Origin of the sequence: Streptomyces sp. NBC_00102 (genome assembly GCF_026343115.1) — a bacterium.
Taxonomy (GTDB): Bacteria; Actinomycetota; Actinomycetes; order Streptomycetales; family Streptomycetaceae; genus Streptomyces.
Map to the genome: position 1 here is coordinate 4,661,920 of NZ_JAPEMC010000001.1, position 25,935 is coordinate 4,687,854.

22 protein-coding genes and 1 pseudogene are annotated in these 25,935 nt (G+C 71.4%); 5 read left to right on the plus strand and 18 right to left on the minus strand.

Annotation, left to right across the window (positions count from 1 at the left end):
* Positions 1-221: 221 nt before the first annotated feature.
* Together OHA55_RS20935 and OHA55_RS20940 are read right to left on the minus strand one after the other, a co-directional pair.
* Positions 222-755, minus strand: coding sequence for an alkyl hydroperoxide reductase (locus OHA55_RS20935; protein ID WP_266708530.1), 534 nt, complete (start codon positions 753-755; stop codon positions 222-224).
* A gap of 12 nt (positions 756-767) precedes the next feature.
* On the minus strand, positions 768-1,322 hold the full coding sequence (locus OHA55_RS20940; RefSeq protein WP_266708532.1) for a peroxiredoxin: 555 nt from the start codon (positions 1,320-1,322) through the stop codon (positions 768-770).
* A 133-nt stretch (positions 1,323-1,455) separates the two neighbouring features.
* Between OHA55_RS20940 and OHA55_RS20945 the strand changes: the two genes are divergently transcribed.
* The gene (locus tag OHA55_RS20945; protein WP_266708534.1) at positions 1,456-2,421 is read left to right on the plus strand and encodes a hydrogen peroxide-inducible genes activator; all 966 of its coding nucleotides are present in this window, start codon (positions 1,456-1,458) and stop codon (positions 2,419-2,421) included.
* 37 nt (positions 2,422-2,458) lie between these two features.
* Here the strand turns inward: OHA55_RS20945 and OHA55_RS36585 are convergent, their stop codons facing one another.
* The 6 genes and pseudogenes from OHA55_RS36585 to OHA55_RS20970 form a co-directional block, all read right to left on the minus strand.
* Complete coding sequence (locus OHA55_RS36585; protein ID WP_353963493.1) at positions 2,459-3,178, minus strand: FtsX-like permease family protein; 720 nt, start codon at positions 3,176-3,178, stop codon at positions 2,459-2,461.
* Between the two features lie 687 nt (positions 3,179-3,865).
* Positions 3,866-4,501, minus strand: a pseudogene (locus OHA55_RS36590) (FtsX-like permease family protein); the annotation flags it as partial.
* 338 nt (positions 4,502-4,839) lie between these two features.
* A complete protein-coding gene (locus OHA55_RS20955; RefSeq protein ID WP_266710863.1) occupies positions 4,840-5,526 on the minus strand; it encodes an ABC transporter ATP-binding protein in 687 nt (228 codons plus the stop codon).
* A gap of 86 nt (positions 5,527-5,612) precedes the next feature.
* Positions 5,613-6,137 carry a PadR family transcriptional regulator gene (locus OHA55_RS20960; RefSeq protein WP_266708538.1) on the minus strand — a complete coding sequence of 175 codons (525 nt, stop codon included), beginning with the start codon at positions 6,135-6,137 and terminating at the stop codon, positions 5,613-5,615.
* 86 nt (positions 6,138-6,223) lie between these two features.
* Positions 6,224-6,484, minus strand: coding sequence for a hypothetical protein (locus OHA55_RS20965; RefSeq protein WP_266708543.1), 261 nt, complete (start codon positions 6,482-6,484; stop codon positions 6,224-6,226).
* Positions 6,481-7,464, minus strand: coding sequence for an SPFH domain-containing protein (locus OHA55_RS20970; RefSeq protein WP_266708545.1), 984 nt, complete (start codon positions 7,462-7,464; stop codon positions 6,481-6,483). The genes OHA55_RS20965 and OHA55_RS20970 overlap by 4 nt, the downstream gene beginning before the upstream one ends.
* 321 nt (positions 7,465-7,785) lie before the next feature.
* Between OHA55_RS20970 and OHA55_RS20975 the strand changes: the two genes are divergently transcribed.
* On the plus strand, positions 7,786-10,008 hold the full coding sequence (locus OHA55_RS20975) for a transglycosylase domain-containing protein (protein ID WP_266708547.1): 2,223 nt from the start codon (positions 7,786-7,788) through the stop codon (positions 10,006-10,008).
* 85 nt (positions 10,009-10,093) lie between these two features.
* Here OHA55_RS20975 and OHA55_RS20980 read toward each other — a convergent pair whose 3' ends face one another.
* From OHA55_RS20980 to OHA55_RS21005, 6 genes are all read right to left on the minus strand, one after another.
* Positions 10,094-11,557 carry a catalase gene (locus OHA55_RS20980; protein ID WP_266708549.1) on the minus strand — a complete coding sequence of 488 codons (1,464 nt, stop codon included), beginning with the start codon at positions 11,555-11,557 and terminating at the stop codon, positions 10,094-10,096.
* 131 nt (positions 11,558-11,688) lie between these two features.
* On the minus strand, positions 11,689-13,596 hold the full coding sequence (locus OHA55_RS20985) for a SpoIIE family protein phosphatase (protein ID WP_266708551.1): 1,908 nt from the start codon (positions 13,594-13,596) through the stop codon (positions 11,689-11,691).
* Positions 13,597-14,096: 500 nt separating this feature from the next.
* Positions 14,097-14,783, minus strand: coding sequence for a DUF402 domain-containing protein (locus OHA55_RS20990; RefSeq protein ID WP_266708553.1), 687 nt, complete (start codon positions 14,781-14,783; stop codon positions 14,097-14,099).
* A 109-nt stretch (positions 14,784-14,892) separates the two neighbouring features.
* On the minus strand, positions 14,893-16,296 hold the full coding sequence (locus tag OHA55_RS20995) for an aspartate ammonia-lyase (RefSeq protein ID WP_266708555.1): 1,404 nt from the start codon (positions 16,294-16,296) through the stop codon (positions 14,893-14,895).
* Positions 16,297-16,462: 166 nt separating this feature from the next.
* Positions 16,463-17,767, minus strand: coding sequence for a M18 family aminopeptidase (locus OHA55_RS21000; RefSeq protein ID WP_266708557.1), 1,305 nt, complete (start codon positions 17,765-17,767; stop codon positions 16,463-16,465).
* Positions 17,768-18,375: 608 nt separating this feature from the next.
* Complete coding sequence (locus tag OHA55_RS21005) at positions 18,376-20,043, minus strand: fumarate hydratase (protein WP_266708559.1); 1,668 nt, start codon at positions 20,041-20,043, stop codon at positions 18,376-18,378.
* Positions 20,044-20,246: 203 nt separating this feature from the next.
* Between OHA55_RS21005 and OHA55_RS21010 the strand changes: the two genes are divergently transcribed.
* Together OHA55_RS21010 and OHA55_RS21015 are read left to right on the plus strand one after the other, a co-directional pair.
* Positions 20,247-20,942: a DUF1707 domain-containing protein gene (locus OHA55_RS21010; RefSeq protein ID WP_266708561.1), complete on the plus strand. Its 696-nt coding sequence runs from the start codon at positions 20,247-20,249 to the stop codon at positions 20,940-20,942.
* Between the two features lie 232 nt (positions 20,943-21,174).
* The gene (locus OHA55_RS21015) at positions 21,175-21,549 is read left to right on the plus strand and encodes a WhiB family transcriptional regulator (protein ID WP_266708563.1); all 375 of its coding nucleotides are present in this window, start codon (positions 21,175-21,177) and stop codon (positions 21,547-21,549) included.
* Between the two features lie 159 nt (positions 21,550-21,708).
* On the opposite strand, the gene glpX is transcribed toward OHA55_RS21015, so the two are convergent.
* Positions 21,709-22,740 carry a class II fructose-bisphosphatase gene (gene glpX, locus OHA55_RS21020; protein ID WP_266708565.1) on the minus strand — a complete coding sequence of 344 codons (1,032 nt, stop codon included), beginning with the start codon at positions 22,738-22,740 and terminating at the stop codon, positions 21,709-21,711.
* Positions 22,741-22,896: 156 nt separating this feature from the next.
* On the opposite strand from glpX, the gene OHA55_RS21025 reads away from it, so the two are divergent.
* Entirely contained in the window at positions 22,897-23,415 is a 519-nt protein-coding gene (locus tag OHA55_RS21025) for a DUF4245 domain-containing protein (protein ID WP_266708567.1), read from the plus strand.
* A 185-nt stretch (positions 23,416-23,600) separates the two neighbouring features.
* Here OHA55_RS21025 and OHA55_RS21030 read toward each other — a convergent pair whose 3' ends face one another.
* The 3 genes from OHA55_RS21030 to xseA all read right to left on the minus strand — a co-directional run bounded on the left by OHA55_RS21030 (position 23,601) and on the right by xseA (position 25,918).
* Entirely contained in the window at positions 23,601-24,191 is a 591-nt protein-coding gene (locus OHA55_RS21030; protein WP_266708569.1) for a malonic semialdehyde reductase, read from the minus strand.
* 188 nt (positions 24,192-24,379) lie between these two features.
* Entirely contained in the window at positions 24,380-24,634 is a 255-nt protein-coding gene (locus tag OHA55_RS21035; RefSeq protein ID WP_266708571.1) for an exodeoxyribonuclease VII small subunit, read from the minus strand.
* A 72-nt stretch (positions 24,635-24,706) separates the two neighbouring features.
* Positions 24,707-25,918, minus strand: a complete 1,212-nt coding sequence (gene xseA / locus OHA55_RS21040; protein WP_266708573.1) for an exodeoxyribonuclease VII large subunit — start codon at positions 25,916-25,918, stop codon at positions 24,707-24,709.
* Between the last annotated feature and the right edge of the window lie 17 nt (positions 25,919-25,935).

Here is a 25,935-nt window from a genome sequence, read left to right on the forward strand (position 1 = left end):
GACGGGGACGAGCGGTACGAGGACGAGCGGTACGGCCGCGGGCGAGGCGCCCACCGGGAGCCGGGAGGACGCGGCGGAGGAAGCCGGGACCGCCCGGGAGCAGGGGAAGCCGGAGAAGCCGGAAGACACCCCGTAGGCACCGCACGCGAAAAGCACGAAAAGAAGGACCCCGCGGACGGTCGGTCGTCCACGGGGTCCTTCTCGTACAAGGTACCGCTGTCCTATTCGGCGAGCACGGCCTCGGCTTCGAGGGTGACGCCGACGGCCTGGATCACCGAAGCGATCTTCACGGCTTCCTGAATGGTCTCACGGTCCACGCCGGCCTGGCGGAGCACCTGCTCGTGGGAGTCCAGGCACTGGCCGCAGCCGTTGATCGCGGAGACGGCGAGCGACCACAGCTCGAAGTCGACCTTCTCCACGCCCGGCTTGCCGATGACGTTCATCCGCAGACCCGCGCGGAGGTTGTTGTACTCCGGGTCCGACAGCAGGTGCCGGGTCCGGTAGAACACGTTGTTCATCGCCATGATGGCGGCGGCCGACTTCGCGGCGGTGTACGCCTCCGCGGAGAGGTTGGCCTTGGCCTCAGGCTCCAGCTCGCGCAGGACCTTCGGCGAACGCGAGGCGATCGCGCAGGCGAGCACGGTGCCCCAGAGCTGCTGCTGCGGCAGCTCGCTGTTGCCGATGACCGAACCGAGGTTCAGCTTCAGGTCCTTCGCGAAGTCCGGTATGGCGGACTTGAGTTCGTCGAGTGCCATGGTGGTATCAGCTCACTCGCCGGAGAGGAGGGCGACCGGGTCCAGGGTGTTCTCGCCCTTGGTCCAGTTGCACGGGCACAGCTCGTCGGTCTGCAGGGCGTCGAGGACCCGCAGGACCTCCTTGGGGTTACGGCCCACGGAACCGGCGGTCACCATCGTGAACTGGATCTCGTTGTTCTGGTCGACGATGAAGACGGCGCGCTGCGCGAAGCCGTCCTCGCCCTCGATGCCGAGGTCACGCATGAGCTCGTGCTTCGAGTCGGCCATCATCGGGAAGGGCAGGTCGGTCAGGTCCGGGTGGTCCTTGCGCCAGGCGTGGTGCACGAACTCGGAGTCGCCGGAGAAGCCGAGGATCTGCGCGTCACGGTCGGCGAACTCTTCGTTCAGCTTGCCGAAGGCGGCGATCTCGGTCGGGCACACGAAGGTGAAGTCCTTGGGCCACGCGAAGACGATCTTCCACTGCCCCTCGTAGGTCTTGTGGTTGATCTGAGCGAACTCCTTGCCGCTCTCCAGCGACACGCAGGCGGTCAGGTCGAACTCGGGGAACTTGTCACCAACAGTGAGCACACGATCTCCTAGCAGGTCAGGAATTCCCCTTTTGGGGGCCTTCCTGGAGGGTTGGACTGGCTCCACCTTGGCACAGAGTGCATTGATCACGGAAATAGCTACACTCGGTTCCGATGATCGGAGGTACCTATCAGTGGCTCAGGCAATCCAGGGCAACAGGACCAAACAACCCAGCCTCTCCCAGCTGCGCGCCTTCGTGGCGGTCGCGGAACACCTGCACTTCCGGGACGCGGCGGCGGCGATCGGGATGAGCCAGCCCGCCCTCTCCGGGGCCGTCTCCTCGCTGGAGGAGGCACTCGGTGTCCAGCTCATCGAGCGGACGACCCGCAAGGTGCTGCTCTCGACGGCGGGCGAACGCCTCGCGCTCCGCGCCGGAGCCGTCATGGACGCGGTCGGCGCGCTCATCGAGGAGGCCGAAGCGGTACGGGCGCCGTTCACCGGCACGCTGCGGCTCGGGGTGATTCCGACCGTCGCCCCGTACCTGCTGCCCACCGTGCTGCGGCTGATCCACGACCGGTACCCCGATCTCGACCCCCAGGTGCACGAGGAACAGACCTCCTCGCTGCTGGAGGGGCTCACCGCCGGACGGCTCGACCTGCTGCTGCTCGCCGTGCCGCTCGGCCACCCCGGCGTCACCGAGCTGCCGCTCTTCGACGAGGACTTCGTGCTGGTCACCGAGCGCGCCCACCGGCTCGGCGGCCGCTCGGACATCCCCCGCGAGGAACTGCGCGACCTGCCGCTGCTGCTGCTCGACGAGGGCCACTGCCTGCGCGACCAGGCGCTGGACGTATGCCGGGAGGCCGGACGCACGGACGGGACGCCGGTGACGACGACCGCCGCCGGGCTCTCCACCCTCGTGCAACTCGTCGCCGGCGGCCTCGGTGTCACGCTGCTGCCCCGCACCGCCGTGACCGTGGAGACCGGTCGCGACCCGGCACTGGCCACCGCGTGCTTCGCCGAACCCGCCCCCTCGCGACGGATCGCGCTGGCGATGCGCACCGGGACCGCCCGCCACGAGGAGTTCGGCCAGTTCGCCGAGGCCCTGCGCGAGGCGATGGCCGGGCTGCCGGTACGGATGACGGCCGCCGGGGAGAACTGACCCCGGCGGCCGCCGCCCGCCGCGAGAGCGGCTCCCGCTACTCCGTCCGCAGCCCGTCCGGCCGCATCAGGCGCCAGAGCACCGGCAGCGAGAGCAGCGTCACCAGCAGGATCACGCTCGCGCCCGCGCCGGCCATGGGCAGGAACAGCCACCAGTCCGAGACCGGTTTGGCGGTCATCCAGGACAGCCCCCAGCCCAGCGCCAGCCCGCCCGCGACCGCGACCACCAGGCCCACGCCCACCGGGATCGCCGTCTGCCAGAGCACCGACCAGCCCAGCGTCGAGCGCCGGGTCCCGAAGGCCACCAGGACCGACAGCAGCCTGCGCCGCTCCCGGAGCTGCTCCAGTTGCTGCACCAGCATCGAGGCGGCCATCAGCAGCAGGACCGCGGTTCCGCCGACCTTGAGGGCGGTCTGGATGCTCGCGTACCGGCCGTCCCGCTCGGTCGAGTTCAGGGCGACGACCCGCATCGAGGGATCGATCACGGCCGCCGCGTTCCGTACGAACTCCGAGACGTCCGGCACGCTCTCGTCGATCTTCACCTGGAGGACCATCGTCGCGCTCGGCAGGGTGGCCGGATCGATCGCGCCGAGCGTGGCGAGGATGCCCGTGGTCTCCTCGCCGTGGGGGTCGTGGCGCCCGACGACGGTCCGCGCCGACGCCGGAAGAGTCCAGCGGACCGGTCCGTCGGCGGTCCCGTAGTCGTCGATCTCGACCTGCTCGCCCTTGCGGGCGGCCTTGTCGACCCAGTCGGACATCTCCTGGTCGTGGGCGGGGTGGGCGACGAAGGTGTCGCCGTCCGCGCAGTCGCCGATGCGGGCCAGTTCCTTCAGCGTCGCGCAGTCGCCGACGGTGATCGAGGTGGTGGGCTGGACCTCGTCCTCGGTGTACGTGCCCGGCTTGGTCGCGAACACGTCCACCGTGCCGATGACCTTCTCCACGCCCCGGGTGGACCGGAGCGACTCGATCGCGCCGGTGGCGCCCTCGCCGGAGACGTTCTGGGAGGCCATGTAGAACTGGGCCCGGGTGGGGTCCTGGCCGGTCATCCGGTTGAAGTCGGTGTTCATCGAGGCGAACAGCATCTGGAGCGCCACCGCGCCCGCCACCGCCACCGTGATCCCGCTGACCGTCCGCGCCGCCGCCCCCGAGCTCAGCTGGAGCCGGCGCCCGGCCAGCTGCCAGGGCACCGGGCCGCCGCGCAGCCTGCTCACGCACGCCTCCAGCGCCCAGGGCAGCAGCAGCGCCAGTCCGCCCAGGACGAGCACCGCGCCGATCACGACGGGGGCCGCCTCGGCCGTGCCGTCGTCGGGCGCCCTGCCCTGTGCGGCGAAGACACCGAGCCCGGCCAGCGGCACCACCAGCCGCCACCAGAGCCGCCGCTTCCGGCCGCCCGCGTCCCGTACGACACCCAGCGGCTCCACCACCACGGACCGCATGGCGACCAGGGTCACCAGCACCGCGCAGACCGGGACGGCGCACAGGACCAGCGCGACCAGGGGAGCGGAAGGGGCGAGGTCGGCGGGGAAGACGCTCTGATCCCAGACCGAGAGGGAGCCGACGAACGGCCGCCCGGCCACGAAGAGGGCCACCCCGCAGACCAGCCCGAGGAGCGCGCCGAACAGTGCCTCTCCCGCCGCGATCCAGCGGACCGAGCGGATGTCCGCGCCCACCAGACGCAGCGCGGCGAGTCGGCGGTCCCGGCGGTCCCCTCCGAACCGGACAGCGGTGGCGATGAAGATGGCCACCGGCATCAGGAGCACCACGCCGACCATCACGCCGAGCACGAGGAGCAGCGGGCTGAGCGGAGGGACGGGCAGTCCGCCGCCGTAACTGTTCAGCCGGTGGCCGCCGTTCGCCCGGTCGAGAGTGGAACTGCCCAGGTAGAAAAGGCGTTCGCCGGGGGAGACCAGCCCCGCGTCGGAGATAGTGCCGTCGACGGGGTACGGCAGACGCTCGCGCAGCAGGCGTCCGTCCGGGGCGTCCAGCATCTCGGCGAGGGCGGGCGAGACGTACATCCGCCCGGCGGCGGGGACGCGCGGCAGGCCCGGTGGCAGCACCGGGTGCGAGCCCTCGGCGCGCATCAGCACGCCCTGGACCGCGCGGTTGCGGAACTCGGTGTCGATCCGTGTGACGAGGACCGTGCGGTCCGTCTTCTCGTTGGTGTCGGGCGCGAGGGAGGACAGGCTCTCCGAGCGGGCCTCGCTGCGATCGTCGCGCGTCTCCAGCAGGTGCGGGACGGCGGAGGCGACGAGCAGCACCAGCACGCCGATGCCCACGCCGACGGCGGTGAGCAGCGTCCGCGTCCAGCCCTCCCGGCCGCCCGCCGCGGCGAACCGGACGCCGAGCCCGAGGTCCCGGAGCCGGGCAGGAGTACGTGTGCGGGGGGCGGCGACGGGCGCACCCCGGGGGCCGGGCTCGGTCACAGGGCGTACTCCAGGTCGGTGGCCCGGCCGTCCCGGACGGTCACGTCACGGTCGGAGTAGGCGGCGACCCGCGCCTCGTGGGTCACCAGCACCACGGCGGTACCGGCGGAGCGGGCGGCCTCGGTGAGCAGCTCCATGACCCGCTCGCCGTTGAGGGAGTCCAGCGCCCCGGTCGGTTCGTCGGCGAAGAGCACCTTGGGGGAGGAGGCCAGGGCCCGGGCCACGGCGACGCGCTGCCCCTGGCCGCCGGAGACCTCGCCGGGGCGATTTCCGGCCACGTTTTCGACCTCCAGCCGCTCCATCCAGTGCAGCGCGGTCCGCTCCGCGTCCTTGCGGCGGACGCCGCTCAGCCGCAGCGGGAGCGCCACGTTCTCCACACAGGTCAGCTCGGGGACGAGCTGGCCGAACTGGAAGACGAACCCGAACTCGGTGCGGCGCAGGGCGCTGCGTTCCGCGTCGGACATCGTGGAGAGCTCGCGGCCCGCGTACTCGACCGAGCCGGAGTCGGGCGTGATGATCCCGGCGAGGCAGTGCAGCAGCGTGGACTTGCCGGAGCCGGAGGGGCCCATCACCGCGACGACCTCGCCGGGGCGGACGGAGAAGGACGCGCCGTCGAGCGCGGGCGTCGTGCCGTACGTCTTCCGCAGGTCGCGGGCGGCGAGCAGGGGGCCGGCGGGGCCTATGAGGCCGGTGGTGTTCAGCGGGCCGGTGGTGTTCAGCGGGCCAGTGGTGTTCAGAGGGCCAGTGGTGTTCAGAGGGCCATGGGTGCTCATGGGGCGATCACCTCGGCGAGCTTGTCGAGCCGGGCGGCGGTCAGTTCCAGCCACCGCAGATCGGCTTCCAGGTGGAAGAGCGCGTGGTCGCAGATGAGCTGGTCGGCGAGGTCCCCGCCGCGCTTGCGCTCCGTCAGCGTCCGCATCAGCCGCAGGTGCTCGACGCGCTGCGCGTCCAGCACCCCGGCGGCGCCGCGGCCGGTCAGGATCGCCAGCACCACCTTGGTGTACAGCGTCGACTGGAGGTACGGCTCCGGCTTCTCGGGCTGGGCGAGCCAGGCCGAGACGTCCGTGATCCCGGCGTCCGTGATGGCGTACCGCTTGCGCTCGGGACCTCCGTCACTCTCCACGCCGTCGACCTCGACGAGCCCGTTCTTCAGCAGCCGGGACATGGTCGAGTAGACCTGCCCGTAGTGCAGCGGGCGGTCGTGGCCGAACTTCTCGTCGAAGGTGCGCTTCAGGTCGTAACCGTGGCGGGGGCCGGACTCCAGGAGTCCGAGCAGGGTGTGACCGATAGACATGCGGAGCACTCTACACGGCGTGTATACCTACTGTGTATAGCTGGCCGGAAAGGGCGGGAGAGCGCGCCCGAGGCGGGCGCGTCCCCTCACTCCGTCGGGGGCGCCGGCGCCTCCGGCTTTGGGCCGGGCGCCTTCGGCGGGCGCCCCCGGCGCGCGATGGGCGCCGTCGCGCCGGGCAGTCGGCCCGCCTCCGCCAGCGCCCGCCGCAGCAGGAACTCGATCTGCGCGTTGGCGCTGCGCAGCTCGTCGGAGGCCCAGCGCGCCAGCGCGTCGTGCACGGCGGGGTCGAGCCGCAGCAGCATCTGCTTGCGCTGTCGCGGCCCGCGCCCGGCGGTCTCCTCGGTCACTGGTAGAGCGTGCCCGTGTTCAGGACCGGCTGCGCGGCGCGGTCCCCGCAGAGCACCACCATCAGATTGCTGACCATGGCCGCCTTGCGCTCCGAGTCCAGCTCCACGATGTCCTGCTCGGCGATCCGGGTGAGCGCCATCTCGACCATGCCCACCGCGCCCTCCACGATCTGCTGGCGGGCCGCCACGACCGCCCCGGCCTGCTGGCGCTGGAGCATCGCCGAGGCGATCTCGGGGGCGTACGCGAGGTGGCTGAAGCGCGACTCGATGATCTGGACCCCCGCCGCCCGCACCCGGGCGGTCAGCTCGACGGCCAGCTTCTCGGTGATCTCCTCGGCGTTGCCGCGCAGCGAGAGGCCGCCCTCCTCGTGGGCGTCGTACGGGTACTCGATGGCGATGTGCCGGACGGCCGCCTCGGTCTGGGTGGCGACGAACTCCAGGAAGTCGTCCACCTCGAAGAGCGCCTGTGCGGTGTCCTCGACCTTCCAGACGACGATCGCGGCGAGCTCGATCGGGTTGCCGTAGGCGTCGTTGACCTTGAGCACCGCGGTCTCGTGGTTGCGGACCCGGGTGGAGATCTTCCGGCTGCTGGTGAGCGGGTTGATCCAGCGCAGGCCGTCGGTCCGGATGGTGCCGACGTACCGGCCGAAGAGCTGGATGACGCGGGCCTCGCCGGGCGCGACCATCTTCACCCCGCTCATGCAGAAGAAGGAGGCGATGACGAGCAGGATGCCGACGATCACCAGGGCCGCGCCGGCGCCGTCGTTGCCGCCCGAGCCGGTCACGCCGCCGATGACGATCACGCCGACGCCGACGAGGACGCCGACCACGGTGAGCAGCAGGCCGAGGCCGCCCGGGATGGAGTGCGCGGTCACCTCCCTGACCTGCGGGGCCGGCAACTGCGGTGCGTCGACGGGCAGATCGGTGGTGGGCGTGGGTGTGGGCGTGATCGGCCGGCGGTCGTCGTGCTGTTCGGACAAGGGGTCCCCCGATTCGTCCGACTTCCCTGCGTCCGCAGGGAAGTCCCGAGCAGTTCCTAGCTCTCAGAGTGATATCACATTAATGCTTTTCGCAACCATGGAGCCCTCCGGGGAGTCGGTTCCTTGAGACGGGGGTGCTGATTCTCACGTCCGGAAAAGGGCGGATCGCTTGCTTTTTGTCCGTCCTGACAGTGTTAGCTGTCTTGGCTGGGCAGAGCTGACGGCAGAACTGACGGCAGGGCTCACGAACGGACCGACGGCCCAGCCGGCGGGACCGAACGGGCCACGGGGGACCGACCGAGAAACAGGAGCGACACAGCGATGGGGCGAGCGGATGAGCGACGTGCCCGCGGCCGCGAGGCGCGGGCCGGCAAGAAGGGCGGCATACGCGGCCTCTTCACCTGGAAGCGAGTCCTGGGCACCTTCTTCGGTCTCTGCCTGCTGGTGATGGGTGCCTTCGTGGTGCTGTACCTCTACGTACCGGTGCCCGAGGCGAACGCCCAGGCCCAGAAGCAGAGCAACGTCTACAAGTACAGCGACGGCACCGTCCTCGCCCGCACCGGCGAGGTCAACCGCGAGATCGTCGACCTCGCGCAGGTCCCGAAGGCGGTCCAGCACACCTTCGTCGCCGCCGAGAACAAGTCCTTCTACCAGGACAAGGGCGTCGACCTGAAGGGCACCACCCGTGCCCTGATCAGCACCCTGTCCGGCAAGGGCAAGCAGGGTGGCTCGACCATCACCCAGCAGTACGTGAAGAACTACTACCTCACGCAGGACGCGACGGTCTCCCGCAAGCTCAAGGAACTGGTGATCTCGCTCAAGGTCGACCAGAAGATGAGCAAGGACGACATCCTCGCGGGGTACATCAACACCGCCTTCTACGGCCGCGGCGCCAGCGGCATCCAGGCCGCCGCCCAGGCGTACTACGGCGTGGACGCCTCCAAGCTCAACGTCTCCCAGGGCGCCTACCTCGCGTCGCTGCTCCAGGCCCCCAGCCAGTACGACTGGGCCACCGCGACCCCGACCGGCAAGCGCCTGGTCAAGGCACGCTGGGCCTACACCCTGGACAACATGGTGGAGAAGGGCTGGCTCAGCAGCGCCGACCGCCAGGGCCAGGAGTTTCCCGTCCCGAAGGCACCCAAGGCCGCACCCGGCATGGAGGGCCAGACCGGCTACCTCGTCGAAGAGGCCAAGGCCGAGCTCAAGGACCAGGGCGTCACCGAGGAACAGCTCGAAGCCGGCGGCTGGACCATCACGCTCAACATCGACAAGAAGCGCCAGAAGCAGCTGGAGAAGTCGGTCGACGACCAGCTGGAGTCGAAGCTCGACCGGAAGAACAACAAGGTCGACGCCACCGTCCAGGCGGGCGCCACCTCGGTCGACCCGAAGACGGGCGCGATCGTCGCCATGTACGGCGGGGTCGGCTACACCCAGCACTACTTCAACAACGCCACCCGCACCGACTACCAGCCCGCCTCCACCTTCAAGCCGCTGGTGCTCGCCTCCGCCCTGGAGAACGAGTCCACCACCCAGGACGGCGACCTGATCGGCCTGAACACGACTTACGACGGCACCAGCGAGCGGCCGGTCGTCGGCAGCGACACCCCCTTCGCCCCGCAGAACGAGGACGACCAGAACTACGGCGACATCAGCGTGCAGAAGGCGCTGAACGCCTCGGTCAACTCCGTCTTCGCGCAGATGGTCGTCGACGTCGGTCCCGACAAGGTGAAGAAGACCGCGCTGAGCCTCGGCCTGCCGGACAAGAACTTCCCCGAGCGTCCCGCGATCACCCTCGGCACCATGAACGCGTCGACCAAGGACATGGCCGGGGCCTACGCCACCCTCGACAACCACGGCAAGAAGGTCACGCCGTTCATCGTGAAGTCCGCCGAGCACCGCGACCGCTCGGCGGACGAGGTGAAGGGCATCGGCAAGCAGGTGATCAGCCGCAAGTCGGCCGACACCGTGACCAAGGCGATGACCGGGGTCATCGACTCCGGGTCCGGACAGGCCGCCAACACCACCGCGTACGAGGCGGCGGGCAAGACCGGTACGTCCGAGAACAACAAGGCCGCCTGGTTCGCCGCTTACACCCCCGAGCTGACCACCGTCGTGGCGCTCTACGGCGAGTCGACGAAGGAGGGCGGCGGCCAGGTCAGCCTGACCGGCACCGCCAACTCCGGCCGCGCCAACGGTGGTGGCTTCCCCGCCCGGATCTGGGCCGACTACACGCTGGGGGCGCTGAACGGCGGCTCCGACGCGCAGTTCGACCTGGAGGACGTGGAGAAGGGCGAGGTGCCCTACACCCCGCCGCCGACCCCGACCGAGTCGGCCTCGCCCACCCCGACGCCGAGCGAGACGACCCCGACCCCGTCGGCGACGCCCTCGGAGGAGCCGACGGAGACCGAGACCCCGTCGCCCGACCCGAGCGAGTCGACCCCCGTCGAGCCCAGCGAGTCGCCCTCCGACGGGTACGACCCGGGGGACGGCGGCGCCACCGTCGAGCCGGGCGGACGCCCCGGCGGCACCGGCCTGCTGGGCTGAGCCGCGGCGGGCGGGCCCGCACACACGGGTGAGGGGCGGTACCGGAGGTGATCCGGTACCGCCCCTCACCCGTTCGGGATGCCCGTCAGCCGCCGTTGACCTTCTTCGCGACCCGGTCGCCCAGGTCCTTGTCGACATTGCGCCAGTACTGGAGCGCGCGCTCCAGCACCGGGGCGCTCACCCCGTCCAGCAGATGGCCGGAGATGTTCGAGACGAGCCGCTCGCGCGCCGCGTCGTCCAGGACCTGGCGCACCAGCGTGCCCGCCTGGCCCCAGTCGTCGTCCTCGCGGTGCGGCTTGTAGGCCTCGTGGACCATCTCGCCCGCCGTCGCCCACCCGGCGGGGTCCCCGAACCGGGCGGTGTCCGCGTCCGGACCGCCGTACGAGTTCGGCGCGTACACCGCTCCCGTCCGCGTCGGCTCGTACCGCATCGGGCCGTCCTTGGAGTACGAGTTCACGCCGTGCCGGGGCCGGTTCGGCGGGAGCTGCGCGTAGTTCGGACCGATCCGGTAGCGGTGCGTGTCCGGGTACGAGAAGAGCCGGCCGAGCAGCATCTTGTCCGGGGACGGGCCGATGCCGGGCACCAGGTTCGACGGCTCGAAGGACGCCTGCTCGATGTGGACGAAGAAGTCCTCCGGGTTCTCGTTCAGCGTCATCCGGCCGACCTCGGTCAGCGGGTAGTCGCCGTGCGGCCACACCTTGGTCAGGTCGAACGGGTTGAACCGGTAGTCCGGCGCGTCCTCGAACGGCATGATCTGGACCCGCAGCGTCCAGCTCGGGTGATCGCCGCGCTTGATCGCCTCGAACAGGTCCCGGCGGTGCACGTCACCGTCGGTCCCGGCCATCGCGTCGGCGTCGGCCTGCGTGTAGAAGTCGATGCCCTGATCGGTCTGGAAGTGGTATTTCACCCAGAACCGCTCCCCGCCCGCGTTCACCCACATGTAGGTGTGCGAGCTGAAGCCGTCCATGTTCCGGTAGGTCTTCGGGATGCCCCGGTCGCCCATCAGCCAGGTGACCTGGTGGGCGGACTCCGGGGAGAGCGTCCAGAAGTCCCACTGCATGTCGTGGTCGCGCACCCCGCTGTCCGGGCGGCGCTTCTGCGAGCGGATGAAGTCCTGGAACTTCATCGGGTCCCGTACGAAGAAGACCGGCGTGTTGTTGCCGACCATGTCGTAGTTGCCCTGCTCGGTGTAGAACTTCAGCGCGAAACCGCGCGGATCGCGCCAGGTGTCGGGCGAGCCCTGCTCACCGGCGACCGTCGAGAAGCGCGCCAGCATGTCAGTGCGCTTGCCCGGCTGGAACAGATCCGCCTTGGTGAACTGGCTCACGTCGTTGGTCACGACGAACGTGCCGTACGCCCCCGAGCCCTTGGCGTGCACCACCCGCTCGGGGACCCGTTCACGGTTGAACTGGGCCATCTTCTCGATCAGATAGTGATCCTGGAGAAGGATCGGGCCGTCCGCGCCGACGGTGAGCGAATGTTCGTCGCTCTCCACCGGAATTCCGGCGTTGTTCGTGGTGTACGGAAGCTTGCGGGTCTCCTCGGTCACGAGCGTCCTCCCGTCGGTGTGGGGGGTGGGGTGGGCCGCTTCGTCCGTGACCGAGTCAACTCCGCGGCCCCGGGGTCGGCAACATGTGCACCGGCCCGCGACCGGGCCGATGCACCCCTCTTCCGCTCCCCTTACTGGGCCCCGGCCGCCATCGCCATCTCGAACCAGACCACCTTGCCCGAGGACAACCGCGTCGCCCCCCACCGCCGGGCCAGCCGGTTCACCAGCATCAGACCGCGCCCGCCCTCGTCCGTCTCCCGGGCCCGCCGCTGCCGGGGAAGCTGCGGCGAGTCGTCGCCGACCTCGCAGCGCAGGATGTCGGTCCGCAGCAACCGCAGCGTCACCGGCCGCTCGGCGTACCGGACGGCGTTGGTGACCACCTCGCTGACCAGCAGCTCCACCTCGTCCGAGAGGTGCTCCATGTTCCAGCGCTCCAGCGCGCCCCGGGCCAGCTTGCGGGCCCGGCTCGGCGCCGAGTCCTCCGGGTCCAGCGACCAGTACGCCACGTCGTTCGGCGCGATCCCGTCGAAGCGGGCCGCCAGCAGCGCGATGTCGTCGTCCCGGTCGCCGGGCCCGAGCATGTCGAGCACGTCGTCGCAGAGCGCCTCCAGCGGCGGCGAGTGGTCCGGCCCGGTCAGCCGCGCGGTCGCGGCGAGCCGCTCCCGCAACTGCTCGATACCGGTCCACACGTCCCGCAGCCGCGATTCCACCAGCCCGTCCGTGTACAGCAGCAGTGTGCCGCCGGCCGGCGCCTCCAGCTCCACCGCCTCGAAGTCGACACCGCCCACGCCGATCGGGGCGTTCGGCGGCACGTCGAGCACCTCCGCACGGCCGCCGAGGTGCAGCAGCACGGGCGGCGGATGCCCCGCGTTCGCGACGGTGATGCGGTGCGCCACCGGGTCGTACACCGCGTACAGGCAGGTCGCCATGCGGTTCTCGCCGAGCCGCTGCGCCTGCTCGTCGAGATGGTGCAGGACCTCCTGGGGCGGCAGGTCGAGACCGGCGAGCGTCTGCGCGGTGGTGCGCAGCTGCCCCATGATCGCGGCCGAGGTCATCGAGTGGCCCATGACGTCGCCGACGACCAGCGCGACCCGGCTGCCGGGCAGCGGGATCGCGTCGTACCAGTCGCCGCCGACCCGGGCGGTCTCGGCGGCCGGGAGGTAACGGGAGGCGAGCCGCACCCCGGTGGGCTGCGGCAGCGAGTCCGGCAGCATGGTGCGCTGCAGCTCGTCCGCGATGTACGCCTCGCGCCCGTACAGGACGGCCTTGTCGATGCCGAGCGCGGTGTGGGTCGCGAGCTGCGCCGCCACCAGCAGGTCGTTCGCCTCGAACGGGGTGCGGTCGGTGGCGCGCAGGAAGACCGCCGAGCCGATGACCCGCCGCCGGCCGCGCAGCGGGGCCAGGATCGCGCGGTGGCCGGTGGGCGCCGGCCGCCCGGCGCCGAGCAGCTCCGGCAGGGCCGCCCGGGCCGCCGCGTTGTCGCCGAAGACGGGACGTACGCCGCGCAGCACCTCGCCCAGCGCGCCGCCGGTACGGACCTCGCAGAGCTCCGCGACGGGCAGCAGATCGGGCCCGGGGTCGGTCACCGGCGGCCGCAGCCTCTCGGGGTCGTGGAGGCCGTCCGGCTCCTCCTCCGTCAGCCGCAGCCGGTCGCTGCGGCGCAGCCGCAGCACGAACGGCTCGACCGGACGCTCGTCGCCCACCGGCAGCGGATCGCGCAGGTAGATGAGGATCTCGTCGCAGAACGTCGGGACGCTGGCCCGGCAGAGGCCGAGCACGATCTCGTCGAGATCGATGCCCCGGGCGATCCGGCGGGTGGCGGCGCCGACGAACCGCAGCCGGTCGCCCTCGCGCCGGGACGCCGCCTGCGGGTCGGGCACGCCGACGGCGGCGGAGGCTCTGGGCGCTCCGGCGGGTCCCGGGATGGCCGCGGGCGTCGCGGGGCCCGGCGCGGCGTCCTGCTGCCGGGGCCGGGTGCGTTCCTGCGGCCGGGCGGCGAGAGGCCGGTGGCCTTCGTGGGAGGTGGGGTGCTCCGTCACGCGTGGGGTTCCGTCCGTCCGGGCCGGTTGTATGAGGCAGTCACCTCGTGGGGCGACACTCTGCCCCGGTGAGAGCGGTGGGAACAACGGCGCTCACCCGTGACCTCCGCGCGCGGGGCCGAAACCGTGCGCACATGTGGCCGGGTACTGACAACGTTTTCGGTGCGCTCGGGGTGCGCGGCGGTCACGGTCCGTGGTGAAGCGGTCCGTGCGGTCGCGGTGCCCGTGCCGGGTACGGCCCGCGCCGGGTGGACCGCGCCGGCCGCGAGGGCGGCCGTACCGGTGTGTCCGCCCGCTCGTGCGAGCACCACGCCTCCACCCCCTCGTAGTGGCTTCCGCCGCCGTGCGGTCCGTCCGGGCCGAGCCCGTGCGGGGTGGTACGGCGTGTGCGGTGTCGCCTTTGACATGCGGTCAGGACCGTTGGCCGGTACGCGGGTTGTCGCGCACGGGCCCTCGGGAGGCTGATCCTACGGGCGCCCCCCACGGGTGATTCAAGAGTCTCACGACGGTGTACGCGCGCGGGTGCGGTCCCAGTCATCCGGCAGCGCCGGGACCGGCCAGGCCGGATCGGGCCGCCAGTGCTCCCAGCCGTCCCGGAACGGGGACCCCCACGCCTCGATCACCGAGACCGCCGCAAGCCCTGCCCTGCGCACCCGCTCGGCCGTTTCGGGGTCCATCAGGCCGACCCGCTGGGCCTGCGCGAACTCGTCCTCGTCGAGCCACTTCCAGCTCCGGTCGGGGTTCACCGAGATGTCGAGGAAGTGGTCCTCCGATTCGACCCCGGAACTCCAACGAGTGAGTGGCTCCTCGAAGTTGACATACCAGTTTCGGAAGACCCAGCCGCGGTCCCAGAAGAGCCAGACCGACCAGGGCTCGCCGGGCCGCGCCAGCTTCAGCACGCCCATGCCCCACCAGGTGTACCGGTCCGTGGTGCGTGGCACGGTGTAGCGGGTGGCGAGGGGTTCGGTGTGGACCTCGGCGCCGTTCGCGAGCACCGGCCGTACGCACTCGGTGCCCGGGGCCATCCACACGGCCAGCAGGTCCTCGGTGTCCTGGACGACCGTGACCGGACGGCAGATGCGCAGCGGTGTCGCGTCCGCGTGCCCGTCGTCGCTGCCCTTGTCCCGGTAGCGCCAGAGGATGTGGTCCCCGGGTGCCCAGCGTGTGTGCTCTCCCGTACCTGCCATGAACAGATCTTACGGACGCCGCCGCGCGGGCGCTGCGATACGGATCACCCCGGGGCCGGTACCCCGACGGGCCGTCAGCTTTCGCCGGCGGCCCGTCGGGGTGGAGGCGTCACGGCCTGGTCATGCGCAGGACGTCCAGCGCCTCGTCCAGCTGCTCCACCGTCAGGTCGCCCCGCTCCACGTGGCCCGAGGCGAGCACGGTCTCGCGGATCGTGGTGCCGTCGGCCAGCGACTTCTTGGCCACCTTGGCGGCCTCCTCGTACCCCAGGTACTTGTTCAGCGGGGTCACCACCGAGGGGGAGGACTCGGCGTAGGCACGCGTCCGGGCGGTGTCGGCGGTGATGCCGTCCACCGTGCGGTCCGCCAGCAGCCGCGAGGCGTTGGCGAGCAGACGTACGGACTCCAGCAGGTTCTTCGCGATGACCGGCATCATGACGTTCAGCTCGAAGTTCCCCGCCGCGCCGGCCACCGCGACCGTCGCGTCGTTCCCCGTGACCTGCGCGGCGACCATCAGAACCGCCTCGGGGACCACCGGGTTCACCTTGCCCGGCATGATCGACGAACCCGGCTGTAGGTCGGGCAGCGCGATCTCGGCCAGACCGGTGCGCGGCCCGGAGGCCATCCACCGCAGGTCGTTGCAGATCTTGGTCAGCGAGACCGCGACCGTGCGCAGCTGCCCCGAGACCTCCACCAGGCCGTCCCGGGCTCCCTGTGCCTCGAAGTGGTTGCGGGCCTCCGTCAGCGGCAGCCCGGTCGTGGCCGCGATCTCGGCGATCACCGCGGCGGAGAAGCCGGGCGGGGTGTTGATCCCGGTGCCGACCGCCGTGCCGCCCAGCGGGAGTTCGGCGAGCCGGGGCAGGGAGGCGCGCAGGCGCTCGACGCCGTAGGAGATCTGCGCCGCGTACCCACCGAACTCCTGTCCAAGGGTGACGGGCGTCGCGTCCATGAGGTGGGTGCGCCCCGATTTCACCACCTGGGCGAACTCCCGGGCCTTGCGCTCCAGGGACCCCGCCAGGTGTTCCAGGGCCGGTACCAGGTCGGCGGTCACGGCGGCGGTGGCGGCGATGTGGATCGAGGACGGGAAGACGTCGTTCGAGGACTGCGAGGCGTTGACGTGGTCGTTGGGGTGCACGTCGCGGCCGAGCCGCTCGGAGGCGAGGGTGGCGATGACCTCGTTGGTGTTCATGTTGGAGGAGGTCCCGGACCCGGTCTGGAACACGTCGACCGGGAAGTGGTCGTCCCACCGGCCCTCCGCCACCTCCGCGGCGGCTCCCTGGATCGCCTCCGCCACCTCCGGGTCGAGCACCCCCAGACCGGCGTTGACCTTGGCGGCCGCGGCCTTGATCCGCGCCAGCGCCTCGATGTGGGCGCGCTCCAGCCGCTGGCCGGAGACGGGGAAGTTCTCCACCGCCCGCTGGGTCTGCGCCCGCCACTTGGCGTCCGCGGGGACCCTCACCTCGCCCATCGAGTCGTGCTCGACGCGGAATTCCGCCGGGTCCTGTTCATCGGTCATGTTGTTCGAACCTCCTGTGCGGTTGAGCGCGCGCCGTGGCGGGGCTATTCCCCCTCGCCGCCCCCGGGGCCACCCTCTCCCGCGCCCGTACCCCGCGCGCACGCGGCACGCGGGGTACGGGCGGTGGTGGGCCCGGCCCGGGGAGGCGCGGTCGCGCGCCCGTCGCTCAGGCGGCGGCCAGTACGGCGCGCAGGGCGGCCGCCAGATGCCCGGGGTCCTCCGCCCCGCACAGCTCGCGCGCCGAGTGCATGGAGAGACCGGGGACCCCGACGTCCAGCGTGGTCACGCCGAGCCGGGCGGCGGTGAGCGGGCCGATCGACGTACCGCAGGGCATCGCGTTGTTGGCGGCGAAGGACTGCCACGGGACCCCGGCCCGGTCGCACGACTCGCGGAAGAGCGCGACTCCGGTGCCGTCGGTGGCGTACCGCTGGTTGGTGTTGACCTTCACCGTGGGGCCGCCGTTCGGCAGCGGGAGGTGGCCGGGGTCGTGCCGCTCCTGGTAGTTGGGGTGCACGGCGTGGGTCATGTCGGCCGAGACGCAGAAGGAGCCCGCCAGCGAGCGCGCCCAGTCCTCCGCACCGCCGCCGCGTGCCGCCACCGCACGGGACAGCACCCGCTCCAGCAGCGGGCTCTGCGCCCCGGTCTGCGAGGCGCTGCCGACCTCCTCGTGGTCGAAGGCCGCCACCACCGGGATGCAGCGGGGCTGCTCGACGGAGGTGGCGGTGTCCACCAGCGCCGTGACGCCCGCGTGCACGGAGACCAGGTTGTCCAGCCGGGGCGCGACCACGAACTCCTTCTCCACGCCCAGGTATCCGGGGGGCTGGACGTCGTGCAGCATCAGGTCCCACCCCAGCACGTCCGCCGGGTCCTCGCCGGCCGCCTCCGCGACCCGACGCAGCAGCGCGCCCTCCTCGGGGGCGCCGAGCGACCAGACCGGCGCCAGATGGCGCTGCGGGTCCAGCAGCGCGCCCTCGTTGACCTTGCGGTCGAGGTGGATGGCGAGCTGGGGCACCCGCAGCAGCGGCTCGTCGATACGCACCAGCAGGTCGCGCGGGGTGCCGGGGGTGCCGCCGCGCAGGGTGAGCCGGCCGCTGATGCCCAGGTCGCGGTCGAGCCAGGTGTTCAGGGGCACCCCGCCGTAGATCTCCACGCCGATCTGGCGCCAGCCGGCGGTTCCGGTGTCGGGGTTCGGTTTGACCCGCAGGTTCGGTGAGTCGGTGTGACAGCCGACGATCCGCAGGGGGGTGTGCGTGGGCGCGTTCTCGGGGACGTACCAGGCGATCAGCGCGCCGGCGCGGGCGACGTAACAGCCGCCGGTCGTGCCGCTCCAGTCGTCGGTGCCGCGCAGCTCGCGGAACCCCGCCTTCGCCAGGCGCGTCACGGCACTCGCCACCGCGTGGTACGGGGAGGGGCTGGCGGCGATGAAGGCCAGCAGGTCGTCGGAGTGGCTTCGGTGGGGGGCCGGCGTCATGCGTCGTCCGCCTTTCCGGTGGTGTGCGACCGCGAGGGTGGGGCACAGGGGGCTGTCGGCGATCTCCCCGACGCCCGCGGCACGCGGGTGCGCCCCTGCGCACACGGCCGTACGGGAGGTGGGGCGCCCGGCGGATCAGGGCCGGACGCGCTCAACCCATCCCAACCCGCGGGTGCGGCGCAAGCCCCGCACCGGGCCCGATGCGGGAAAGGGGCGGTGGTCCGGGCGCCGGTCCCCACCCGGACCACGGGGTACCCGGAGGTACCCGGGGACGGGACCCAGATGCCTGAAGCCCCCGCCCCGGGCCCGAAACGGCTGTCCGCGCCCGCCGGACCGGCCGGCGCGGGGGGCCGGCCGCCGGGTGCGCCGCTCCGCCCGCGCGCCGCCGGGCCGCCGCCCCCGGCACAGCGGCCGTCACCCGTCGTCATCGCGCGAGATTGGCTTGAATTCGCCGGTATGTGCCGGGGTGCTCCGGGCGGCGCTTCCGGGAAACGGACGGGGGCGCCCCGGCCGGATGCCATCGGCCGGAACGCCCCCGGGTGAGCCTGAGGAGCAGGATCCGCGGATCGGGTGCCGCGGATCGGGCCCCGCGGATCGGGTGCCGCGGATCAGACGAGGCCGGGACCGCGCACCGGGATGCTGGTGAAGGTGGGCGCCGGGGCGGGCTCGGTGAAGAAGTCGTTGCCCTTGTCGTCCACCACGACGAACGCGGGGAAGTCCTCGACCTCGATGCGCCAGACCGCCTCCATGCCGAGCTCCTCGTACTCGACGACCTCGACCTTCTTGATGCAGTCCTGCGCCAGCCGGGCCGCCGGGCCGCCGATCGAGCCCAGGTAGAACCCGCCGTGCGAACCGCACGCGTCGGTGACCTGCTTGCTCCGGTTGCCCTTCGCCAGCATCACCTTGGAGCCGCCCGCCGCCTGGAACTGCTCGACGTAGCTGTCCATCCGGCCGGCCGTCGTCGGGCCGAACGAACCGGAGGCGTACCCCTCGGGCGTCTTCGCCGGACCCGCGTAGTAGACCGGGTGGTCCTTGAGGTACTGCGGCATCTCCTCGCCCGCGTCCAGCCGCTCCTTGATCTTGGCGTGCGCGATGTCGCGGGCCACGACCAGCGGGCCGGTCAGCGAGAGGCGGGTCTTGACCGGGTACTTGGTCAGCTCGGCGAGGATCTCGTCCATCGGCCGGTTGAGGTCGATCTTCACGACGTCACCCGCCTCGTCGAGGTGCTCGTCGGTGGTGTCCGGCAGGAAGCGCGCCGGGTCCGTCTCCAGCTGCTCCAGGAAGACGCCCTCGGCGGTGATCTTCGCGGTCGCCTGGCGGTCGGCGGAGCAGGAGACGGCGATGGCCACCGGCAGCGAGGCGCCGTGCCGGGGAAGGCGGACCACGCGCACGTCGTGGCAGAAGTACTTGCCGCCGAACTGCGCGCCGATGCCGATCTTCTGCGTCAGCTCGAAGACCTTCTCCTCCAGCTCCTTGTCCCGGAAGCCGTGCCCGGTGGGGGAGCCCTCGCCGGGCAGCTCGTCGAGGTAGTGCGCGGAGGCGTACTTGGCGGTCTTGAGCGCGAACTCCGCCGACGTACCGCCGACCACGATCGCCAGGTGGTACGGCGGGCAGGCCGCGGTGCCCAGCGAACGGATCTTCTCCTCCAGGAACTTCATCATGGAGGCCTCGTTCAGGACGGCCTTCGTCTCCTGGTAGAGGAACGACTTGTTGGCCGAGCCGCCGCCCTTCGCCATGAAGAGGAACTTGTACGCGCCGCCGTCGGTCGCGTACAGCTCGATCTGGGCCGGGAGGTTGGAGCCGGTGTTCTTCTCCTCCCACATGGTGATCGGGGCCATCTGCGAGTAACGCAGGTTGAGCTTGGTGTACGCGTCGAAGATGCCGTGCGACAGCGCCTCCTCGTCACCGCCCTCGGTCAGCACGTTCTGCCCGCGCTTGCCCATGACGATGGCCGTACCCGTGTCCTGGCACATCGGGAGCACGCCGGCGGCGGCGATGTTGGCGTTCTTCAGCAGGTCGAGCGCCACGAACTTGTCGTTCGAGGACGCCTCCGGGTCGTCGATGATCCGGCGCAGCTGCGCGAGGTGGGTGGGGCGCAGATAGTGGGAGATGTCGTGCATCGCCTCGGCGGCCAGCGTACGCAGCGCCTCGGGTGCCACCTTGAGGAACGTACGGCCGTCGGCCTCGAAGGTCGAAACGCCTTCGGAGGTCACCAGCCGGTACGGCGTGGTGTCCTCTCCCACGGGGAGCAGATCGGAGTACGCAAACTCTGCCATTTCGGCCATTCCTCACTCGGTGACAGCGGCTGACCTCCCTTGGACAGCGCACCCACCAGGGTAGGGCTCGGCGGGACGGCCGGGCTTGTGAGGTAAGGCTCACCGGTCGTCCATGCCGATGCGGGCCCGGTCCGCCTCCGGCTCGCGCCGATCCGGACGACAGCCCCTAGTCGCGATCTATCGCGTTTGGGTACGCTGGGCCGGTGGACCTCGAAAAGCAGCCTCAGCAGTCCCCGCGGCCGACGGCCACGGCCGCCGCCCCGTCCTCCGGGCCCTCCGGCTTCCGCGCGTCCGACGCCGACCGCGACCGGATCGCGGACATCCTGCGGGAGGCCGTCGCCGAAGGCCGGCTGACCGCCGAGGAGCACGCGGAACGGGTGGAACTCGTCTACCGCGCCAAGACCGTCGGCGAGTTGGAACCTCTGGTGAGCGACCTTCCCGCTCCCGGGAGCTCTTCGGCCGCCCGGGCCGCCGGCAGCTCCTTCGCGTACGAGACGGATGTCGCCTCCGCCGACGCGGAGAAGCTCGTCGCGGTCTTCAGCAGCGCGACACGCAGGGGCCGTTGGCGGGTCGGCGGGCGCACCCACGCCTTCGCGCTCTTCGGCACGGTGGAGATCGATCTGACCGAGGCGCTGTTCGGGCAGCGGCTCACGGTCATCAACGCGACGTCGATTTTCGGCAATGTCGAAGTCAAGGTTCCGGAGAACATCACCCTGCGCGGCAGCGGTACCGGGATCTTCGCCAACTTCGAGGTGGTGAACACCGAGTCCGCCGATCCGGAGGCCCCGGTCGTGGTCGTCAACGGCTACTCGGTCTTCGGAAACGTCGAGGCCAAGCCCAAGAGGGGCAAGCTCGTGGAGAACCTCCAGCGTCAGCTGCGCAAGCACCTCGGGCTCTGAGCGGCCGGCCCCCGCGCGCCCGCCGACGGGTGTGCGGCCGGGCCCGGGCGGGGGCGAAAGGCGGCGGAGGGACGGCGTGCGCGAGGCACAAGAGGCGCTATCCGGCCAGAGGTTGGGCCGAGCCCTCTTGCATGCCCCGTTCGGCGGTGCCACTCAGCGCATAGCCGTGCGTACAGCGGGTAAAGAATCCTGCATCGTCTCTCGCTCGCGAAGCCGTCGTCAGGAGTAGACCGTGCTGCAACTGCCTCATCAGCCCACGCAGGTCGCCGCTGTGCCCACTCAGCGAACTCCCGCGCGGGAAGACCAGGCGGGCCCCTGGCATTCCGAGGCGGTGTGCCGCCGGGACGAGGCCGGGCTCTTCTTCGCCCCGTCGAAGGAGCCGACCGCCGCCCGGCTGTCCCGTGAGGACGCCGCGAAGCGGGTCTGCGCCCGCTGCCCCGTCATGGTGGAGTGTCAGGAGCATGCCCTGATGCAGCCTGAGCCGTACGGGGTCTGGGGCGGTCTCACCGCCGCCGAACGCCGGGTCGTGCTCGCCCGCAGGCGCCGGCGCGACATGGAACTCAAGGCGGCCGCGGCCGCCAAGGGGCCGATCGCCGCCGCCGGCTGACCCGCGGACCGCGTGAAGGGGGCCACCCGCCCGGTGGCCCCCTTCACGTTTCCCCGGTACGTACGCCCGGTGCGCGGCGTGCCTTCCTCGCGCGGTACGTCTTCCACCGCGCCCGGTCTACCGCGCCCGGTCTGCCGCGCCCGGTCTGCCGCGCCCGTTCTACTGCGCCCGGTCGAAGTCGATCGCGCTGTACGCGCGGAGCTTCGAGAGCCGGTGCGTGGAGGAGATGGTGCGGATCGTGCCCGACTTGGACCGCATCACGATCGACTCGGTGGTGGCGGTCTCGGCGCGGTAGCGCACCCCGCGCATCAACTCGCCGTCGGTGATGCCGGTCGCGACGAAGAACACGTTGTCGCCGCTGACCAGGTCGTCGGTCGACAGCACCCGGTCCAGATCGTGGCCGGCGTCCAGGGCCTTCTGCCGTTCGGCCTCGTCCTTCGGCCAGAGCTTGCCCTGGATGACACCGCCCAGGCACTTTATGGCGCAGGCCGTGATGATGCCCTCGGGCGTGCCGCCGATGCCCATGAGCAGGTCGATGCCGGTGCCCTCGCGGGCGGCCATGATCGAGCCGGCCACGTCGCCGTCCGAGATGAACTTGATCCGGGCGCCGGTGTCCCGGATCTCCTTCACGATGCCGTCGTGGCGCGGGCGGTCGAGCACGACGACGGTGACGTCCTCGGGCGCGGAGTGCTTCGCCTTGGCGACGCGCCGGATGTTGACCGCGACGGGCGCGTTGATGTCGACGAAGTCGGCGGCCTCGGGCCCGGTCACCAGCTTGTCCATGTAGAAGACGGCCGAGGGGTCGAACATCGCACCCCGGTCGGCCGCGGCCAGTACGGCGATGGCGTTGGGCATCCCCTTGGCGTTGAGCGTGGTGCCGTCGATCGGGTCCACGGCGATGTCGACCTCGGCACCGGTGCCGTCGCCGACCCGTTCGCCGTTGAAGAGCATCGGGGCTTCGTCCTTCTCCCCTTCGCCGATGACGACCACGCCGTTCATCGAGACGGTGGAGACGAGGGTCCGCATGGCCTTCACCGCGGCCCCGTCGGCGCCGATCTTGTCGCCCCGCCCGACCCAGCGACCGGCGGCCATGGCGGCGGCCTCGGTCACCCGGACGAGTTCGAGGGCGAGGTTGCGGTCGGGGGCCTCCGGAGAGACCTCCAGCTGGGACGGCAGATGGTGCTCGGGCATCGGAGCACGCCTTTCTGTACGACGACGACCGGAAATGAGCGCGCTTCGACTCTATCGGTAGGCCGATAAAATGAGCAGGGCGCCCCACGGATGAGCGCACCTTGCCCGGCCGGGGTCCCGGACGGCCGCCGGGAGGCCGCATGCCACCATGTATCCGTGGCAAGCAAGCGAGGCAAGCAGACAATCCGGGACATGTTCCTGTCGTTGGTGTTGATCGTCGCCGCGGCCGGCGTCATCTACGTCTTCGTTCCGCACGACGACAAGGCCGACCCGGTCAAGGCCGTCGACTACCGCGTCGAACTCGCGACCGCGCGCCGCGCGGCCCCGTACCCGGTGGCGGCCCCGGCCGGACTTCCCGAAGGCTGGAAGGCGACTTCCGTCTCGTACAACGGTGCCGAGGACAGCAGTTGGCACCTGGGCTTCCTCGATCCGGACGGCAAGTACGTCGCGGTGGAGCAGTCCACGACGCCGGTGAAGGCGTACGTCCCCGACGTCAGTCAGGACGCCGAGGACACCGGCCGCACCGAGACGGTCGCGGGCCAGGAATGGCAGTACTGGAAGGGCGAGAAGTACGACGCCCTGGTGCTGCACGCGGGGGACTCCACCACGGTGGTCACCGGCTCCGCCCCCAGGAAGCAGCTGGCCGCGATGGCCGCCGCGCTCACCACGTCCTGACGCCGGCTCCTGCCGCCGCGCCCTGTCCGTCGTCCCGGGGCGGTGCGGTTCCTCCGGGATCCGGAGAAGCCCGGGGCCGGAAAAGCCCGGAGACCGGAGAGCGCCGGAGACCGGAAAAGCCCGGAACACCTGCATCAGGTGTTCCGGGCTTTTCCGTTGGACGGCGGCCGGTCGGGCCGGTCCGGTCAGACGGTGGTGACGACCTCGTCGTACGACAGGCGCGGCAGGCGCGGGAACCAGGCGTCCTCGCCCGGCTTGCCGATGTTGACGACCATGAGCACCTTGTGGTCGTCGTCCAGGAACTCCTTCTCGATGCCCGCGGCGTCGAAGCCGGTCATCGGGCCCGCGGCCAGACCGGCGGCGCGGATGCCGATGATGAAGTAGGCGGCCTGGAGGGCGGCGTTCATCGCGGCGGACTGCTCGCGGACCGGGCGCTCGGAGAAGAACACGTCCTTGAGCTGCGGGAAGTGCGGCACGAGCGCCGGGAGCTCCTCGTGGAACTCGTTGTCGGCGGCGAGGATCGCGACCAGCGGCGCGGATGCGGTCTTCGGGCTGTTGCCCTCGGACATGTGCTCGACGAGGCGGGCGCGACCCTCCTCGGAGCGGACCAGGACGACACGCAGCGGCGCCTGGTTGAAGGCGGTGGGACCGTACTTGACCAGCTCGTAGATCGCCTGGATCTGCTCGTCGGTCACCGGCTCGTCGGAGAAGGTGTTGGCGGTGCGGGCCTCGGTGAAGAGGAGGGCCTGCGCGGCGGGGTCGAGGGCGAGAGACATGGACGAACCACCTTCGGGCTTACGGGATCGGGCGACGCGGTCACCGTAGCCGAGAGGTAGATTAACTTTCAACTAAAAGTGGAGCTGAGTGACGCACACCACAGTACTTCGTGACTCCGGCCCTGAACCCCACGACCACCGATCACGTATACACCCGGGCCCGGCGGGGGGATCTCCCGTGCGCCGCTCTACTCGGCCCCGGACGTGCCCTCGCGGCCCTCGTCCGGCCCCGCCAGGGCCGCGTCGAGGCGGGCGCGGGCACCCTCCAGCCAGCGGCGGCACACCTTCGCCAGCTCCTCGCCACGCTCCCAGAGCGCCAGCGACTCCTCCAGCGTGGTGCCGCCCGCCTCCAGCCGGCGCACGACCTCGATCAGCTCGTCGCGCGCCTGTTCGTAACCGGGCGTGCCGGCCGCCCCGGTGGTGGTCGTCCCGTCGTCCGTCATGCCGCCCACTCTATGTGCGCGCACCGACAGCGGCCCCGGTCCCGGGCCGCCCGCCCGGTGCCGCGGGTCCGCTCACCCCTCCACCCGTACCGTGAACTCGCCCTCCGACACCCGCGCCCGCAGCGGCTCGCCGGACGCGCCGGCCTCCTCGGGGGAGCGCACCACATGGCCGTCCGGCCGCTGGAGCACCGCGTAACCGCGCTCCAGGGTGGCCGCCGGGGAGAGCGAGACCACCCGGGCCAGGGTGTGTGCGATCTCCGATTCGGCCCGGTCCAGCAGATGCCCCAGCACCCGGCGGCTCCGTCCCGTCAGCGCCTCCACCTCGGCGGCCCGCTCGTCCACCAGCCGGTGCGGGTGCTCCATCGACGGCCGGCCGAGCGCGTGCGCCAGCCCCCGCTCCTCGCGCTCCAGCAGCCCGCGCACGGTTCGCAGCGCCCGGTCCCGCAGCTGCTGGACCCGGTCCAGCTCCTCGCCCACGTCCGGTACGACCTTCTTCGCCGCGTCCGTCGGCGTGGACGCGCGCAGGTCCGCGACCAGGTCCAGCAGCGGGGAGTCCGGCTCGTGCCCGATCGCGGACACCACCGGCGTACGGCACGCGGCCACGGCGCGGATCAGCGCCTCGTCCGAGAACGGCAACAGGTCCTCCACACTGCCGCCGCCCCGCGCCACGACGATCACGTCCACCTCGTCCATGGCGTCCAGCTCCTGGACGGCCTGGACCACCTGGTTGACCGCGTGGACGCCCTGCACGGCGGTGTTGCGCACTTCGAACCGCACCGCCGGCCAGCGGCGGCGCGCGTTCTCCAGGACGTCGCGCTCGGCGGCCGACGCCCGCCCGCAGACCAGCCCGATCAGTTGCGGCAGGAACGGCAGAGGCCTCTTCCGGTCCAGCGCGAAGAGCCCCTCCGAGGCGAGCGACTTCTTCAGCTGCTCCAGCCGGACCAGCAGCTCACCGATGCCCACCGGGCGTATCTCCGTCGCCCGGAGCGAGAGCTGCCCGCGCGGCGCGTACCACTCCGGCTTCGCCAGGACCACGACCCGCGCGCCCTCCGTCACCACGTCCGCGATCCGGTCGAAGACCTGCCGGAAACAGGTGACGCTCACCGAGATGTCGTGGGCCGGGTCGCGCAGCGTCAGGAACACCACGCCCGCGCCGGGCCGCCGCGAGAGCTGCGTGATCTGCCCCTCGACCCAGATCGCGCCGAGCCGGTCGATCCAGCCGCCGATGAGCCGGGACACCTCACCGACGGGCAGCGGGGCTTCCGCGGACGTGTTGAGAGCCATACGGGCGAGCGTAGCCG